Annotated in this window: 7 protein-coding genes, 1 other RNA gene and 1 pseudogene; 6 read left to right on the top strand and 3 right to left on the bottom strand. The window is 67.3% G+C overall.

Annotation, left to right across the window (positions count from 1 at the left end):
- The first annotated feature begins 6 nt into the window (after positions 1-6).
- From AC1RDS_RS13170 to AC1RDS_RS13160, 3 genes are read left to right on the top strand one after another with little or no spacing between them, the layout of a single operon-like run.
- Positions 7-3,165, top strand: a complete 3,159-nt coding sequence (locus AC1RDS_RS13170; RefSeq protein ID WP_492227088.1) for an efflux RND transporter permease subunit — start codon at positions 7-9, stop codon at positions 3,163-3,165.
- Positions 3,158-4,651, top strand: a complete 1,494-nt coding sequence (locus AC1RDS_RS13165) for an efflux transporter outer membrane subunit (protein WP_492227087.1) — start codon at positions 3,158-3,160, stop codon at positions 4,649-4,651. Before AC1RDS_RS13170 ends, AC1RDS_RS13165 begins: the two co-directional genes overlap by 8 nt.
- Before the next feature lie 59 nt (positions 4,652-4,710).
- Positions 4,711-6,063, top strand: a complete 1,353-nt coding sequence (locus tag AC1RDS_RS13160; RefSeq protein ID WP_492227086.1) for a glycerate kinase type-2 family protein — start codon at positions 4,711-4,713, stop codon at positions 6,061-6,063.
- Positions 6,064-6,200: 137 nt separating this feature from the next.
- On the opposite strand, the gene AC1RDS_RS13155 is transcribed toward AC1RDS_RS13160, so the two are convergent.
- Positions 6,201-7,223, bottom strand: coding sequence for a porin (locus AC1RDS_RS13155; protein ID WP_287876554.1), 1,023 nt, complete (start codon positions 7,221-7,223; stop codon positions 6,201-6,203).
- Between the two features lie 255 nt (positions 7,224-7,478).
- Here AC1RDS_RS13155 and AC1RDS_RS13150 point away from each other — a divergent pair, with 255 nt between their 5' ends.
- Complete coding sequence (locus AC1RDS_RS13150) at positions 7,479-8,102, top strand: Crp/Fnr family transcriptional regulator (RefSeq protein WP_092696987.1); 624 nt, start codon at positions 7,479-7,481, stop codon at positions 8,100-8,102.
- Positions 8,103-8,276: 174 nt separating this feature from the next.
- A pseudogene (locus tag AC1RDS_RS13145) lies at positions 8,277-10,366 on the top strand (sensor domain-containing diguanylate cyclase).
- Between the two features lie 833 nt (positions 10,367-11,199).
- Here AC1RDS_RS13145 and xdhB read toward each other — a convergent pair.
- Both xdhB and AC1RDS_RS13135 read right to left on the bottom strand, forming a co-directional pair.
- Positions 11,200-13,533 carry a xanthine dehydrogenase molybdopterin binding subunit gene (gene xdhB, locus AC1RDS_RS13140; RefSeq protein ID WP_492227085.1) on the bottom strand — a complete coding sequence of 778 codons (2,334 nt, stop codon included), beginning with the start codon at positions 13,531-13,533 and terminating at the stop codon, positions 11,200-11,202.
- The gene (locus AC1RDS_RS13135; RefSeq protein WP_492227097.1) at positions 13,530-14,768 is read right to left on the bottom strand and encodes a xanthine dehydrogenase small subunit; all 1,239 of its coding nucleotides are present in this window, start codon (positions 14,766-14,768) and stop codon (positions 13,530-13,532) included. Before AC1RDS_RS13135 ends, xdhB begins: the two co-directional genes overlap by 4 nt.
- Between AC1RDS_RS13135 and AC1RDS_RS13130 the strand changes: the two genes are divergently transcribed.
- Positions 14,757-14,832, top strand: a non-coding RNA gene (locus AC1RDS_RS13130) — sX9 sRNA. The genes AC1RDS_RS13135 and AC1RDS_RS13130 overlap by 12 nt on opposite strands.
- The last annotated feature ends 159 nt before the right edge of the window (positions 14,833-14,991 follow it).

The raw sequence follows: 14,991 nt of genomic DNA, 5'->3' as shown, positions 1-14,991 counted from the left end.
ATCCCCATGGCCAAGTTCTTTATTGACCGTCCCATCTTTGCGTGGGTGATTGCCCTGTTCATCATGGTGCTGGGCGCCGTGTCGATCACCCGGCTGCCGGTGTCGCAGTATCCCTCCGTGGCGCCTCCGAGCATCGTGGTCACCGCCGCCTATCCGGGCGCTTCGGCACAGACGCTGGAAGACAGCGTGTTGGCCGTGATCGAGCGCGAAATGAATGGCGCGCCCGGCCTCGCTTATATGGAAGCGGTGAGCCAGGCCAACGGCACCGGCACCCTGACGCTGAGCTTCGAGCCGGGCACGAATCCCGATCTGGCCCAGGTCGAGGTGCAAAACCGCCTGTCGCGCGCCACGCCGCGGTTGCCTGCCGTGGTGACCCAGCAGGGCGTGCGCGTGGACAAGTCGCGCAGCAACTTCCTGCTGTTCACCATGCTGTCTTCGTCGGACCCCAAGTTCGACGTCAATGCACTGAGTGATTACGCCGCACGCAACGTGGTGCCGGAACTGCAGCGCGTGCCCGGCATCGGCCAGGTGCAGCTGTTCGGTGCCGAGCGCGCCATGCGCGTCTGGGTCGATCCGGCCAAGCTGCAAGGCTACAACCTGTCGGCCGCCGATGTGGCCAGCGCCATCCAGGCGCAGAACGCACAGGTCTCGGCCGGCAGCCTGGGCGAATTGCCCAACCTGAGCGGCCAGAGCATCTCGGCCACCGTGGTGGTGCCGGGGCAGATCAGCTCGACGAAGGAGTTTGGCGACATCGTGCTGCGCGCCAATGCCGACGGTTCCACGGTGCGCCTCAAGGATGTGGCGCGCATCGAGCTCGGTGCCCAGTCGTATGCCACCACTGCGCGCCTGAACGGCAAGCCGGCCACCGGCATGGGACTGCAGTTGTCGCCTTCGGGCAATGCGCTGGCCGCAGCCACGGCGGTCAAGACCCGCATGGCCGAGCTGGAAAAATACTTTCCGCCGGGCGTGAGCTGGACCATCCCTTACGACAGCTCCGACTTCGTCAAGATTTCCATCAAGCAGGTGGCTCAGACCCTGCTGGAAGCCATCGCGCTGGTGTTTCTGGTGATGTTCCTGTTCCTGCAGAACTTCCGCTATACCGTCATCCCGACCATCGTGGTGCCGGTGGCACTGCTGGGCACTTTCGGTGCATTGCTGGCCATGGGTTTTTCGATCAACGTGCTGACCATGTTCGGCATGGTGCTGGTGATCGGCATCGTGGTGGACGACGCCATCGTGGTGGTGGAAAACGTCGAACGCATCATGAACGAGGAAGGCCTGCCGCCGCTGGAGGCCACGCGCAAGGCCATGGGCCAGATCTCGGGCGCCATCATCGGTATCACCGTGGTGCTGATCTCGGTGTTTTTGCCGCTGGCCTTCTTTGCCGGCTCGGTGGGCAACATCTACCGCCAGTTCTCGGCGGTGATGGCGGTGTCCATCGCCTTTTCTGCCTTCATGGCGCTGTCGCTCACGCCCGCGCTGTGCGCCACGCTGCTCAAGCCGGTCGAGGCCGGGCATGGGCACTCGAAGACGGGCTTTTTCGGGTGGTTCAACCGCAGCTTCGCCCGCGGTGCCAAGGGCTATGAAGGCTGGGTGGCCAAGCTGCTGCGCCGCGGCGGCCGCATGATGGTCATCTATGTGGCGTTGATCGCCGCCGTGGGCGTGCTGTACATGCGCCTGCCCACCTCGTTCCTGCCCAACGAAGACCAGGGCAACCTGCTGGTCAACATCCAGCTGCCGCCTGGCGCCACGCTCGAGCGCACCCAGGCCGTGGTGGAAAAGGTCGAGGGCTTCATGCTGCAGCAGCCGGAAGTCAGGAACATCGTCGCCGTGCTGGGCTTCAGCTTCTCCGGCCAGGGGCAGAACGCCGGTCTTTCGTTCGTGACGCTCAAGGACTGGTCCGAGCGCACCGGTGCCGCGCACACGGCCGAAGCCATTGCAGGGCGTGCCATGGGTGCGCTGTCGGGCGTGCGCGATGCGTTCATCTTTGCGCTGAGCCCGCCGCCCATTCCCGAGCTGGGCGTGAGTTCAGGCTTCACCTTCCGCCTGCAGGACCGCGGCAGCAACGGCCATGATGCGCTGGTGGCGGCCCGCAACCAGATGCTGGGCATGGCCTCCAAGAGCAAGGTGCTCGCGGGCGTGCGACCCGACGGCCTGGAAGACGCGCCGCAACTGCAGGTGGACATCGACCGTGACAAGGCCAGCGCCCAGGGCGTGGGCTTTGCCGCCATCAACAATGCCATTTCTACCGCTCTGGGCTCGGCCTACATCAACGACTTCCCGAACGCCGGGCGTCTGCAGCGGGTGGTGGTGCAGGCCGAGGCCGAGGCCCGCATGCAGCCCGAGGACATCCTCCAGCTCACGGCACTGAACAGCCAGGGCAAGGCCGTGCCGCTGTCATCGTTTGCCACCACACGCTGGGTCAGCGGTGCCATGCAGACCGTGCGCTACAACGGCTACCCCGCCATGCGCATTGCCGGTGGCGCGGCCCCTGGCTACAGCACCGGCGAGGCCATGGCCGAGATGGAGCGCATGGCCGCACAGCTGCCGGCCGGCTTCGGCTTTGAATGGACGGGGCAGTCGCGCGAAGAAAAGCTCGCCGGCTCGCAGGCCATCGTGCTGTACGGTTTTGCCATCCTGGCGGTGTTCCTGTGCCTGGCGGCGCTGTACGAGAGCTGGTCGATTCCGCTGTCGGTGATTCTGGTGGTTCCGCTGGGGGTGCTGGGCGTGCTGCTGGGCATCAGCCTGCGGGGCATGACCAATGACGTGTACTTCCAGGTGGGGCTGATCACCATCATCGGCCTGTCGGCCAAGAACGCCATTCTGATCATCGAGTTCGCGAAAGACCTGCAGGCGCAGGGCAAGGGCGTCATCGAGTCGGCGCTGGCCGCGGCCCATCTGCGCTTTCGCCCGATCGTCATGACCTCGCTGGCCTTCATCCTGGGCGTGGTGCCACTGGCCATCGCCTCGGGCGCCAGCTCGGCGAGCCAGCGCGCCATTGGCACGGGCGTGATCTCCGGCATGGTGGTGGGCACCTTCCTGGCCGTGTTTTTCGTGCCGATCTTCTTCGTGGTGGTGCGCAGCCTGTTCAAGGGCAGCCAGCGCCAGCGGCAATTTGATGCCCAGCATTCCCACCAGGCTGGCACAGGGGACTCCCATGCTTAATGTTTTCACGCCCCGCCGGACTGCCGGCGCTTGTGCGGCCCGCCTGCCTGCTGCCACGGTGCTTGCCGCCGCGGCGCTGCTGGCCGGCTGCTCCATGATGCCCACCTACGAGCGGCCCGCGGCCCCCGTGGCGGCGCAATGGCCCGCCGTGGGCGCCGCACAAGGCACCACGGCCGCCGCAGCCGCCACAGGCGCCACCGCGGCGGCCGATCTGCCCTGGCAGGACTTCGTGGGTGACGCGCGCCTGCGCGAGCTGGTGGCGCTGGCGCTGCAAAACAACCGCGACCTGCGCGTGGCGATGCTCTCCATCGAGCAGGCCCGCGCCCAGTACCAGATCCGCCGGGCCGACCAGTTGCCCACCATCAACGCCGCCGCCACGGGCAACCGCCAGCCGGCCACCGATGGCAGCGGCAGGATCAGCAGCACCTACACCGCCGGCCTGGCCATGGCATCCTGGGAAATCGACTTCTTTGGCCGCGTGGCCAGCCTGAAGGAAGCGGCCCTGGCGCAGTTCCTGGCCACGCAGGAGGCGCGCAGTGCGGTGCAGACCAGTCTGGTCGCCTCGGTGGTCAGCACCTGGCTGAGCCTGCAGACCAACGAAGAACTGCTGGCCCTGACGCAGCGCACCCTGGCCACCCGGGACGACTCCTTGCGGCTCAACCGCTTGCGCTTTGACCAGGGCGTGACCTCGGCCCTGGACCTGCGGCAGGCCGAATCCCTGACGGCTGCCGCGCGTTCCACCCTGGCCCAGCAGCAACGCCTGCGCGCGCTCGATGTGAACGCGCTCACGCTGCTGGTGGGGCAGGCCCTGCCCGAGCGGCTGCTGCCCACGCCGCAGGGCGATGAGCGCGCCGTGGCCCTGCGCGACGTGCCCGAAGGCATGCCGTCCGATCTGCTGGAACGCCGCCCCGACATCCGCCAGGCCGAGCAGCAGCTGATCGCGGCCAACGCCAACATCGGTGCGGCGCGGGCCGCGTTCTTTCCGCGCATCGCCCTCACGGCCAGCGCAGGCACCGCCAGCAATGCGCTGTCAGGCCTGTTCAAGAGCGGCTCGTGGGGCTGGACGCTGGCCCCTCAGGCCGTGCTGCCCATTTTTGATGCCGGGCGCAACCAGGCCGGGCTCGACTCGGCCCGTGCCGGGCGCGAGATTGCAGTGGCACAGTACGACAAGGCCATTCAGAGCGCGTTCCGTGAAGTGGCCGACGCCCTGGCGGGTCGCGCCACCCTGGGCGAGCAGGTGCGGGCCCAGCAGGAGCAGGCCACCGCCGAGGCCGACCGTTTCCGCCTGGCCGATCTGCGCTACCGCAACGGCGTGGCCAGCTACCTCGATGTGCTCGATGCCCAGCGCGCCCTGTTTGCCACGCAGCAGGCGCTGGCACAGACCCAGCTGGCCCAGCGGCAGAACCAGGTGGCGCTGTACAAGGCGCTGGGCGGCGGCTGGCGCGATGCGCTTGCCAGCGCCGCAAGCACGGGCGCGCAAAACTGAGGGGGCTGGCCGGGCCGGGCGTAGGCTGCCGCTTCGCGCAGCGCGCGACTGCGGCGACAATGCCTGCCATGCCAGCACCTTCTGACGTTTCGGGCGCGAGCCTGCCGGACTTTCGTTCCCAGCCGCGCGCATTTTTGCAAGCGCTCTTCCACACCGCCGTGCGCAGTGCCCAGCCACTGCACGGCATGCGGGCCTGGCTGCCCGCGCCGCCGCGCGGACGCACGCTGGTGCTGGGCGCTGGCAAGGCGGGGGGGTCCATGGCCCAGGCGCTGGAGGCCCTGTGGCCTGCCGACGCACCTCTGTCGGGCCTGGTGGTGACGCGCTACGGCCACCTGCCGCCCCGGCCGCAGGGGCTGGCGCAGCGCATCGAGGTGGTCGAGGCCGCGCACCCCGTGCCCGATGCGGCGGGCATGGCGGCGGCAGAGCGCATGCTGGGGCTCACCGCCGGCTTGACGGCCGATGACCTGGTCTTGTGCCTGATTTCGGGTGGCGGCTCCTCCTTGCTCACGCTGCCCGCCGATGGCCTGGCGCTGGCAGACAAACAGCACATCAACCGCGCCCTGCTGGAAAGCGGTGCAAGCATTGGCGAGATGAATTGCGTGCGCAAGCACCTGTCCCGCATCAAGGGCGGCCGCCTGGCCGCTGCCTGCGCGCCGGCGCGGGTGGTCACGCTCACCATCAGCGACGTGCCCGGTGATGACCCCTCCGTCATCGCCAGCGGCCCCACGGTGCCGGACGCCACCACCTGTGCCGACGCCCTGGAGATTCTGGCGCGCTACCGCATCGACGTGCCGCTGCCCGTGCGCCAGGCCCTGCAAAACGGCGTGCTGGAGACACCCAAGCCCGCGGACGGCGTGTTTGCAGGGCATTCCGTGCACCTGGTGGCCACGCCCTGGCAGGCACTGGAGGCGGCGGCAGCGGCAGCGTGCGGTGTGGGCCTGGCGGCCTACATCCTGTCGGACGAGATCGAAGGCGAGTCCCGCGATGTCGGGCGGGTGCATGCGGCACTGGCGCGTGGCGTGGCGCTGCGCGGCCAGCCGTTTGCGCGGCCCTGCGTGATCCTGAGCGGAGGCGAAACCACGGTCACGGTGGGCCCGCGCCGCGAGGGTGCAGCCCCCGGTCGCGGCGGGCGTGCCGGCGAATTTTGCCTGGGGCTGGCGCAAGCGCTGCAGGGCATCGATGGCGTGTGGGCGCTGGCGGCCGACACCGATGGCATCGACGGCATCGAAGACAACGCGGGCGCGCTGGTGACCCCCGACACGCTGGCCCGCGCCGCAGCCGCGCAATTGCGGGTGGCCGACCACCTGGACCGCCACGATGCCTATGGCTACTTCGAGGCGCTGGGCGATCTGGTCATCACCGGCCCCACCCATACCAATGTGAATGACTTCAGGGTGCTCCTGGTTTTATAGCTATTGGCGCTTTATTGACAAACGCTTGAGACGGTGTTGGCTCAATTCCTTGCGGTGACGGCTGAACCGCCACGGCATGAAAAAAGGCACGGCAGAGGGCTCTGCCGTGCCTTGCCTGCGCCCCGGGGGCGCGATCATCAGAAACGGTGGCGGATGCCCAGGCCGAAGCTGTTGCCATTGGTCTGGCTGGTGATCTTGTCGTTCATGTACATGGCATACACATCGGTGCGCTTGGACAGGTTGTAGTCATAGCCCAGCGTGAAGGTCTTGCGGCTCACGTCGGGGGTGGACCACTCGGTCTTGACCCACTCGGCGAGCAGCTTGCCACCGCCCAGGGGCGCAGAGGCGCCCAGCTGGTAGGTCTTGCCCTTGGTGGAGGCGGTGTCGTCGATCTTCTTTTCGCCATAGCTCAGGTAGGGCTTGACCATGCCGAAGTCGTAGGCGCCCAGCAGCATCCAGTATTTCTGGTTATTGGCCAGCAGCGTGTTAACCGGGTTGTTGAGGTCGGCGTTTTCATAGAAACCGGTCAGGGTCAGCGGGCCGCCAAAGTAAAAGAAATTGGCGCCGATGTTGTTCTTTCCGCCTTTGCCCGCCTGTTCGCCAAACTGGTATTGCAGGTTGGCCTTGAAGCCGCCGATGTCGGGCGTGGAATACACGATCTGGTTGCTCCAGCCCGTGTCGGCGGGGGTCATGGAACGCCAGCCGGTGCCGTTGAACAGCGGCACATCCTTGTGCAGGATCAGCGGCGAGAAGACGAACGAATCACCCAGCGGGTTGCCCACCACCGAAGGCAGGAAGTTGGGCGCCATCCAGCGGCCCAGCAGCACCGAGCCGAAGCCGCCCGAGAGGCTGACGTTGGCATCGCGCGAGAAGAACGTGTCGTTCGCGAAACGGCCTTGCGTGCCGGTATCCGCCTGGAAGAACGAGGTCAGGTTGAAATGGGCCTTCAGGCCGCCGCCCAGGTCTTCGGTGCCATTGATGCCAAACCACGAGGTGGTCAGGCCGCCGCTGTCGACCACGGACTTGCTCTTGGCATCGCCCGCCATTTTCATGGAGCCGGCAAACACGTCCACCAGACCAGTGACCTGGACAGAACTTTGGGCATGGGCCCCGGCGGCACACAGCAACGCGGCGCTCAAGGCGATCAGGTTTTTTTGCATTGAAACTCCTGCAGAGATTGAAAGTGCCGGTGTTTCCGGCAGTAGAGGGCATGACACCGTCATGACAGTGCACAGCGGGCTCCATGATCGTGCCCTCAACAATCTGCCGCAAGTTCCATGCCCCAAAGAGGCGCCAGATGTTGTTTTCCGCGCTTTTGACCGGACGCAGAGAGCGGGCACAGCCTCCCAGAAGCCCCGGCTTCCTTTTGATCTTCCTCAAAACGCGCAGTGCTAACGCACGGCAAAGTGGCCCACATGTTGCCATCTACATTCTTCTTACTCCCCGCCCAGATCGAAGTGATTGCTGCCGGCGAAGTGCTTCGCCGGCGCAACGAAACCCTGACTTCGGTGCTGCACCTTGAAAACGGGCGGGTGCTGCGCGGCGTTTATGAAGATGGGCGCATGCGCCACCAGCTGGGTGTGGTGGAAGGGCCTTTCTGGCTGGACGCGGCCTCTGCCTTGCTGGAACGGCCTTTTCCGGTGGACATGGTGGCGGAGACGCGCGTGCAGGTGCGCCGCCTGCCCATCGAAGAGTTCCGGCGCGGGTGCGCATCGCTGCCTGCCGTGGCGCAGGGGCTGCTGCGGGACCTGGCCACCGGGTATCGGGCGCAGTCCGAACTGGCGGTGAGCCGACTGGCCCAGGACGCCGAGGCACGCTGCGCCCAGTGGCTGCTCAACCATGCACAGCCTGACCACAGCGGCGCCATGAGCGTCACGCTGCACCAGCGCAAGCGCCTGATTGCCGCGCAGCTGGGCATTGCGCCCGAAACGTTCTCGCGGGTGCTGCGCCACCTGCGCGAGCACGGGCTGATCGCCGGCACCGGCAACGTGCTCAATCTGCCGCAGCCGCACGCGCTGCAGTCCGTGGCAGGTTGCTGACGGGCTGGCCGGCCCTCGGGCTCAGGGTTTTTCCTTGGGTTGAAGCGAGGGTTCCACCCAAGCGCGGGGGGCGGCGGGCTGCGTATATTGGCCAGAGAACTCTCTGGCAAAGCCTGCTTGTATGTTGCCCCATCACGATCTTTCTGTCCTGGGCCTATCGCCTGCGGGGTGCCCATGACGCCCTTGGAGCGCGCCCAGGCACAAATGGATGCGCCCGGCTGGTTGCTGCCCGGGCCGCTGGTGCTGCGCCTGATGCTGGCAGCCCTGCTGGCCGTGGCCGTGTCGGGGGGGCTGTCGGCATGGCTGGCCTCGCGTGCTTCGGAGCGCGAAGCCGTCCGCCGCCTGGTGGACCAGCAGACGGAAGAAGTCGAGGTGATGGCGCGGCTGCTGGCCAGCAAGATCGAGCAAAGCCAGAAAGTGCTGCGCACCGTGGCCGAGGGCATCACGCCGCAGATGCTCAGTTCGCCGTCATCGCTGCATTGGCTGTTGCAGCAGGGCCTGCCAGCCGTGCAATTCTTCGATTCCATGCAGGTGGCCCGCCAGGACGGTGAGTTGCGTGTCAACCTGCATTCGGGGCGGCTGGAGGATGCGGCCAACCTCGACCCCGCCGAACGCGATGCCCTGCGGCGCACGCTCAGCGATGGCAAACCCCTGGTGTCCGAACTGGTGGGGGCGCGCACCACCGGCGCACGCGTCGTGTTCACCATGCCGCTGCGCCGCGAGGAGGGGCCGGTTCTGGGGGTGGTGGCGGGGGCGCTGAAACTGCATTCGCAAGGGTTGCTGCCTCCTTCCATGACCTCGCCGGCGCGGGACGATTCGCGCCTGATTGTCTTTACCCGCGATGGCACCATCCTCGCGCACCCCGATGCGCAGCGCATTCTGGGGAGCGTGCGCGATGAGCCGGGGCTGGGGCCGGTCTATGCCCAATGGCTGCAGCAGGCGCAGCCTGTGGCAGGGCGGGGCACCACCGTGGTGCAGCCGGCGCACATTGTGAGCATGGCCGGAATGCCTCTGCCGCAGTGGCTGGTGGCGCGCGTGACGGATTCCAGCGCCATGCTGGCACCGCTGGAAGGTGCGCAGCGCAAGGTCTGGTGGCTGGCCGCCGCGGTGATGGGCGCCAGCATGGCCCTGCTGGCGGTGTTCACGCTGTGGATGGCGCAGCCGCTGGCCCGGTTGTGCCAGAGTGCACTGCAGCTGGCACAGGGGGGGCGCACCGACTCCATCGTGTGGCCCCGGGCCACGGGCGAGGTGGGGGTGCTGGTGCAGGTGTTTGAAGGGCAGGTGCAGCACAGCGCGCCCAGCTGGAGGGGCAGTTCCAGGCCATCCTGGACAACGCCTCGGTGGGTATCGTGATCACCCGCCAGGGCCTTCTGGAAGTGGTGGGGCGGCAGGCCTGCCAGATGCTCGGCTATGGCGCCAGGGAGCTGCAGGGCCGCCCGGCGCGCATTCTTTATGCATCGGATGAAGATTACGCCCGGCTAGGCGCAAGGGTGCAGGCCGAATTCGTGGCCCATGGGGCGTTTGACGGGGACGTGTGTTTCATGCACAAGGATGGCAGCCCCGTCTGGGCACGGGTGCAGGGTCGGGGGATACAGGCACACGATATCGAGGGTGGCACCGTCTGGATTCTGGAGGACATGACGGCCGCGCGCGAGGCGCAGCAGCAGCAGGACTGGGGCGCTACCCACGATCCGCTGACGCAACTGTGCAACCGCGAAGCGTTTGTCCAGCGCATGGCCGTGCTGCTGGCCGAACGGTCGTCGCGGGCACATACATCGGCCTTGGCGGCCATGGATGCCGCGGAAACTGAGGGCGATGGCGTGATGCTGTTTCTCGACTTGGACCATTTCACCGTGGTGAACGATGTGGCCGGCCACGATGCGGGCGATGACGTGCTGCGCCATGTGGCACGCCTGCTGGAGTCGCAGGTGCGCCAGATCGGCTGGGCAGCGCGGCTGGGCGGCGACGAGTTTGCCGTGGTGCTGCCCGGTTGCTCCCTGGCGCGGGGGCGGGCGCTGGCCGAGCAGTTGCGCGCCGCGGTGCAGACCTGGGAACCTTCATACCAGGGCCGCAGTTTCACGCTGGGGGTAAGCATTGGCCTGGTGGCGCTGGATGCCAGCTTGCAGGACGTGCCTTCGTTGCTGAATGCGGCAGACATGGCTTGTTATGACGCCAAGCGGGCGGGGCGCAATCGGGTGGAAACGCGGCATGCGAGGGATGCGTCGGTGACTTCGTCGGGGCGGATGGCTTTGGGGCCTGTTTGAGGGGTTTGGGGCTGGATGCGATAGTGGGATATGCGGTGGTTGCTATTGATTTTGTAGTATTTGTTTTCGTGCGCTGACTGAGCCGCATGCCTTTGCTGAGGGCGGAGGCCGGGAGTCGCCCGGCGTGCGAGTAACTTTCTTTTGCTTCGCCAAAAGAAAGTCACCAAAGAAAAGGCGACCCCCAGTCTGCGACCCCTTCGCGATGCGAAGGGGCAAACCTGCGGCATGTCGGTTGCGGGGTGCGCCGCAGAACTCACTGCGCGCTGGCGCGCTCCGTTCAAACAACTGCGGCGAGTCAGTTCACGAAGCACGCGCGCTGCGACGCGCGTGCCACCCCACAACCGCCCCGCCGCAGGCGCAGCCAGCAGGGGTGGGACAGCCGAACAGCCAAACAGCCGGACATCCATTCGGGCCATCGCTGCGCTAGGCCCAGGTTGCGCAGCGCGTGGCGCTTGCGCCCGCGAGGTGGGGCCGAGCGCAGCGATGGCCCGTGTGGCTGTTTGGCTCCCTTTGCCCCTCTGGATGCGCCGAGGAGCGCAGGGTTTGGCGGATCAGGGCTCGCGATTGTCTGAGCGCAGCGAGTTCGAGCGAGACCCCGCCAAACCCGAGCACCGCAGGTTGCCCCGGCGCGCAGCGGCGGGGACGCAGACAGCGGGGTCGCCCTTTCTTTGGTTCCTTTCTTTCGGCGACGCGAAAGAAAGGGACTCGCATGCCGGGCGACTCCCGGCCTCCGCCCTCAGCAAAGGCATGCGGCCCAATCAGCGCCCACAACCCAACACTACAAAATCAATAGCTACCAGCGCATATCCCACTATCGCCAGCATCCAAAAACATCACTCTCCCAACCGCCCCAACGCCTTGAGCACATTCTCCGCCGTCGCCGGCGCCGTCAACACCACCGGTGCTGCAGCATCCCCTTCGCGCCCCGCCGCCACCGCATTGCGCAGCGCCTCGTACACGCTGATTGCCAGCATCAACGGCGGCTCGCCCACGGCCTTGCTGCCGCCCACGTTGTCCTCGCGGTTGGCCTCGGGCCAAAGCTGAACCTTGAAGTGCGCCGGGATGTCGCCCGTGGCCGGGATCTTGTAGGTGCTGGGCGCGTGGGTGGCCAGGGTGCCCTTGTCGTTCCACACCAGCTGCTCGGTGGTGAGCCAGCCCATGCCTTGCACAAAACCGCCCTCGATCTGGCCCAGGTCGATGGCCGGGTTGATGCTGTGGCCCACGTCGTGCAGGATGTCCACGGCCAGCACGCGGTTCTCGCCGGTGAGGGTGTCAATCACCACTTCGGTGCAGGCCGCGCCGTAGCTGAAATAGTAGAACGGCCGGCCCGTGAGCGTGGCCTTGTCGTAGTGGATCTTGGGCGTGCGGTAAAAGCCGTCGCTCCACAGCTGGATGCGGTTGGCATAGGCCTCCTTGACCACCGTTTCGAAGCTGCGCACGGCCTTGGGCGAGATGACCTGCCCGCCCGCAAACCGGATGGCGCCCGCGCCGCAGCCATCGAGCCCGCAGACGAATGCGGCCAGGTTGTCGCGCACATGGCGCGCCGCGTATTGCGCCGCGCGGCCGTTCAGGTCGGTGCCGCTGCTGGCCGCGGTGGCGCTGGCGTTGGGCACCTTGCCGGTGTCGCTGGCCGTCACCAGCACGCGCGCCAGCGGAACGCCCAGCTCGTCGGCCACGATCTGCGCCACCTTGGTGTGCAGGCCCTGGCCCATCTCGGTGCCGCCGTGGTTCACCTGCACGCTGCCGTCGGTGTACACGTGCACCAGTGCACCCGCCTGGTTGAACAGCGTGGCCGTGAAGCTGATGCCGAACTTGACTGGCGTGATGGCGATGCCGCGCTTGAGCACGGGGCTCTTTGCGTTCCAGGCGGCGATCTCGGCCTGGCGCTGGCGGTAGCCCGAGGTCTGCTCCAGCGTGGGCAGCAGCTCGTGCAGGATGTTGTCCTCCACCGCCATCTGGTAGTGGGTGACGTTGCGTTCCGTGGTGCCGTAGAGGTTGGCCAGGCGCACATCCTGCGCGTCCCGCCCTAGGGCGCGCGCGATGTCGCCCAGGATGGCCTCGATCACGATCACGCCCTGCGGGCCGCCAAAGCCGCGAAACGCCGTGTGGCTTTGCGTGTTCGTCCTGCAGCGGTACGAGGCAATTTCCACGTTTTCGAGAAAATAGGCGTTGTCGGCGTGGAACACCGCCCGGTCGGCCACGGGACCCGACAGGTCGGCGCTGAAGCCGCAGTTGGCCGCCATCTGCAGTTGCAGGCCCGTGATGCGGCCCGTGTCGTCAAAGCCCACGTCATATGCATACGCAAACGGGTGGCGCTTGCCGGTGAGCATGAAGTCCTCGTCCCGGTCCAGGCGCAGCTTGACGGGGCGGCCCAGCTTGTTCGCGGCCACGGCGGCCCACACGGCCAGGTGCCCGGCCTGCGTCTCCTTGCCGCCAAAGCCGCCGCCCATGCGGCGGCATTCCACGCGCACGGCGTGGTTGTCTAGCCCCAAGGCGTGCGCCACCCAGTGCTGCACTTCGCCGGGGTGCTGGGTGCTGGAGTAGATCCACCACTGCTTTTGCTCCAGCGGCAGCGCGTAGGCAATCTGGCCCTCCAGGTAGAAATGCTCCTGGCCGCCCACTTCCAACGCGCCGCTCAGCCGGTGCCGTGATTGCGCCAGGCCCGTGGCCGCGTCGCCCCGGCGCACGAAAACGGGCGGCAGCACATGGCTCTCGGCCTTCAGTGCCTCCTGCACCGTGAGCACGGCGGGCAGGGGCGTGATGTCGGGCTTCACGGCGCGCACCGCGCGGCGCGCCTGCATCACCGAATCGGCCACCACCAGGCCGATGACCTGGCCGACAAACTGCACGGTCTCGATGGCAAACACGGGCTCGTCATGTGCGAACGCGGCCAGGATCTTGTCGCCCGGCACATCGGCCGCCAGCACCACGCCGTGCACACCGGGCAAGGACAGCGCTGCGCTGGCATCCACGCCGTTCAGGCGGCCGTGCGCCACGGTCGAGAGAATGGGCGCGGCGTACAGCGTGCCTTTCACCTCGGGCAGGTCGTCGATGTAGTGGGCGGCCCCGGCCACCTGGGCGCGGGCGCTTTCGTGGATGTGTGGCTGCCCCATGGCGGCGCGGTCTGGTGAAGGCAGCGCCTGTCGAGGGATCTCGGGGGTCTTCATGGCGCAGCCTCCAGCGTGAAGGACTCCAGGCTCACCGTCTTCGGGCCCTGGCTCTCCAGCCAGTAACGCTGCAGCAGGCTGCCCAGCACCTGGCGGCGGTAGGCGCCGCTGGCGCGCATGTCGGAGATGGGGCTGAACTCGGCCTGCAGCACGGCGGCAGCGCGCTGCACGGTGGCCTCGGTCCAGGGCTGGCCCGCCAGGGCGGCTTCGGTCTGCAGCGCGCGCGCCGGTGTGGCGGCCACGCCGCCCGCGCCGATGCTGGCGCGTTGTACCGTGCCGTTCACGATGTCGAGGTTCAGCACCAGGCAGACGGCGGAGATGTCGTCGTCAAAGCGCTTGGAGATCTTGTACGCCCGCAGTTGTTCTTGCGCCGAGGGGCGGGGCACCACGATGCGCACCAGCAGCTCGTCGGCCGCCATCACGTTCTGGCGGTAGCCGGTGTAAAGCTCTTCCAGCGCGAGTGTGCGTTCACCGCGCATGCTGGCCAGCACCACCTGGGCGCGCAGGGCTACCAGGAGCGGCATCGAGTCACCGATGGGCGAGCCGTTGGCCACGTTGCCGCCCAGCGTGCCTGCGTTGCGCACGGGCAGTCCGGCAAAGCGGCTGGCGAAGCGGTGCAGCTGCGGCCACTGCGCGGTAAGGGCGGCAAAGGCGTCGGTCAGCGTGACGGCTGCGCCGATGCGGATGTGGTGCGCGTCCAGCTGCACCGCGCGCAGCTCGGCCACGCGCGTCACGTCCAGAACCTGTGCGTACTGCTGGTGCAGCTTGGTCACCCACAGCCCGACATCGGTGCAGCCGGCCACCACCTGGGCGCCGGGGTGGGCCGCGCGCGCGGCCAGCAGGGCGGGCAGCGTGGTGGGGGAAATATACGAAGAATCTGCCTCTGGCGATGGATGGGTATGCGCCATTAGCTCCAATTCTTGCAGCAGCAGAGCTTCGTTCACGGCCATGGCGGGCAGGGCGGCCATCTGCTGCGCGGCGTCCAGGATGGGGCGGTAGCCGGTGCAGCGGCACAGGTTGCCCGAGAGTTCTTCCTGCGCCAGTTCGCGGGTGATGGGCGCACCGTGGCAGACATGGTTCTGGTACATGCCGAACAGGCTCATGACGAAGCCGGGCGTGCAGAAGCCGCACTGGGAGCCGTGGCACTGCACCATGGCCTCTTGTGCAGGATGCAAACCTACTGCGCGAACGGGGTGCGTCGTTGCGCGGTGCTCGGAATCCTCATGGACCTGCATGTCCATTCCGGTTCCTGCGCTCCGTGCGCCTAGCCCGCCGTCCGCTCGCGACGGTTTGTGGGCCGAGGCTACCGGCTGGATCAGCGGGTCTTCCGCCAGGTCTTCCACCGTCCACAGTGCCATGCCGTTGACGGAATGCGCCAGGCGGATGCAACTGTTCACGGCGCTGTAGTGCACCCGGCCATCGCGGGCCTCGCCCAGCACCACGGTGCAGGCGCCGCAG

The organism is Acidovorax sp. GW823-FHT02H02 (genome assembly GCF_058797075.1).
This window is presented reverse-complemented; position numbering and strand designations above follow the sequence as displayed.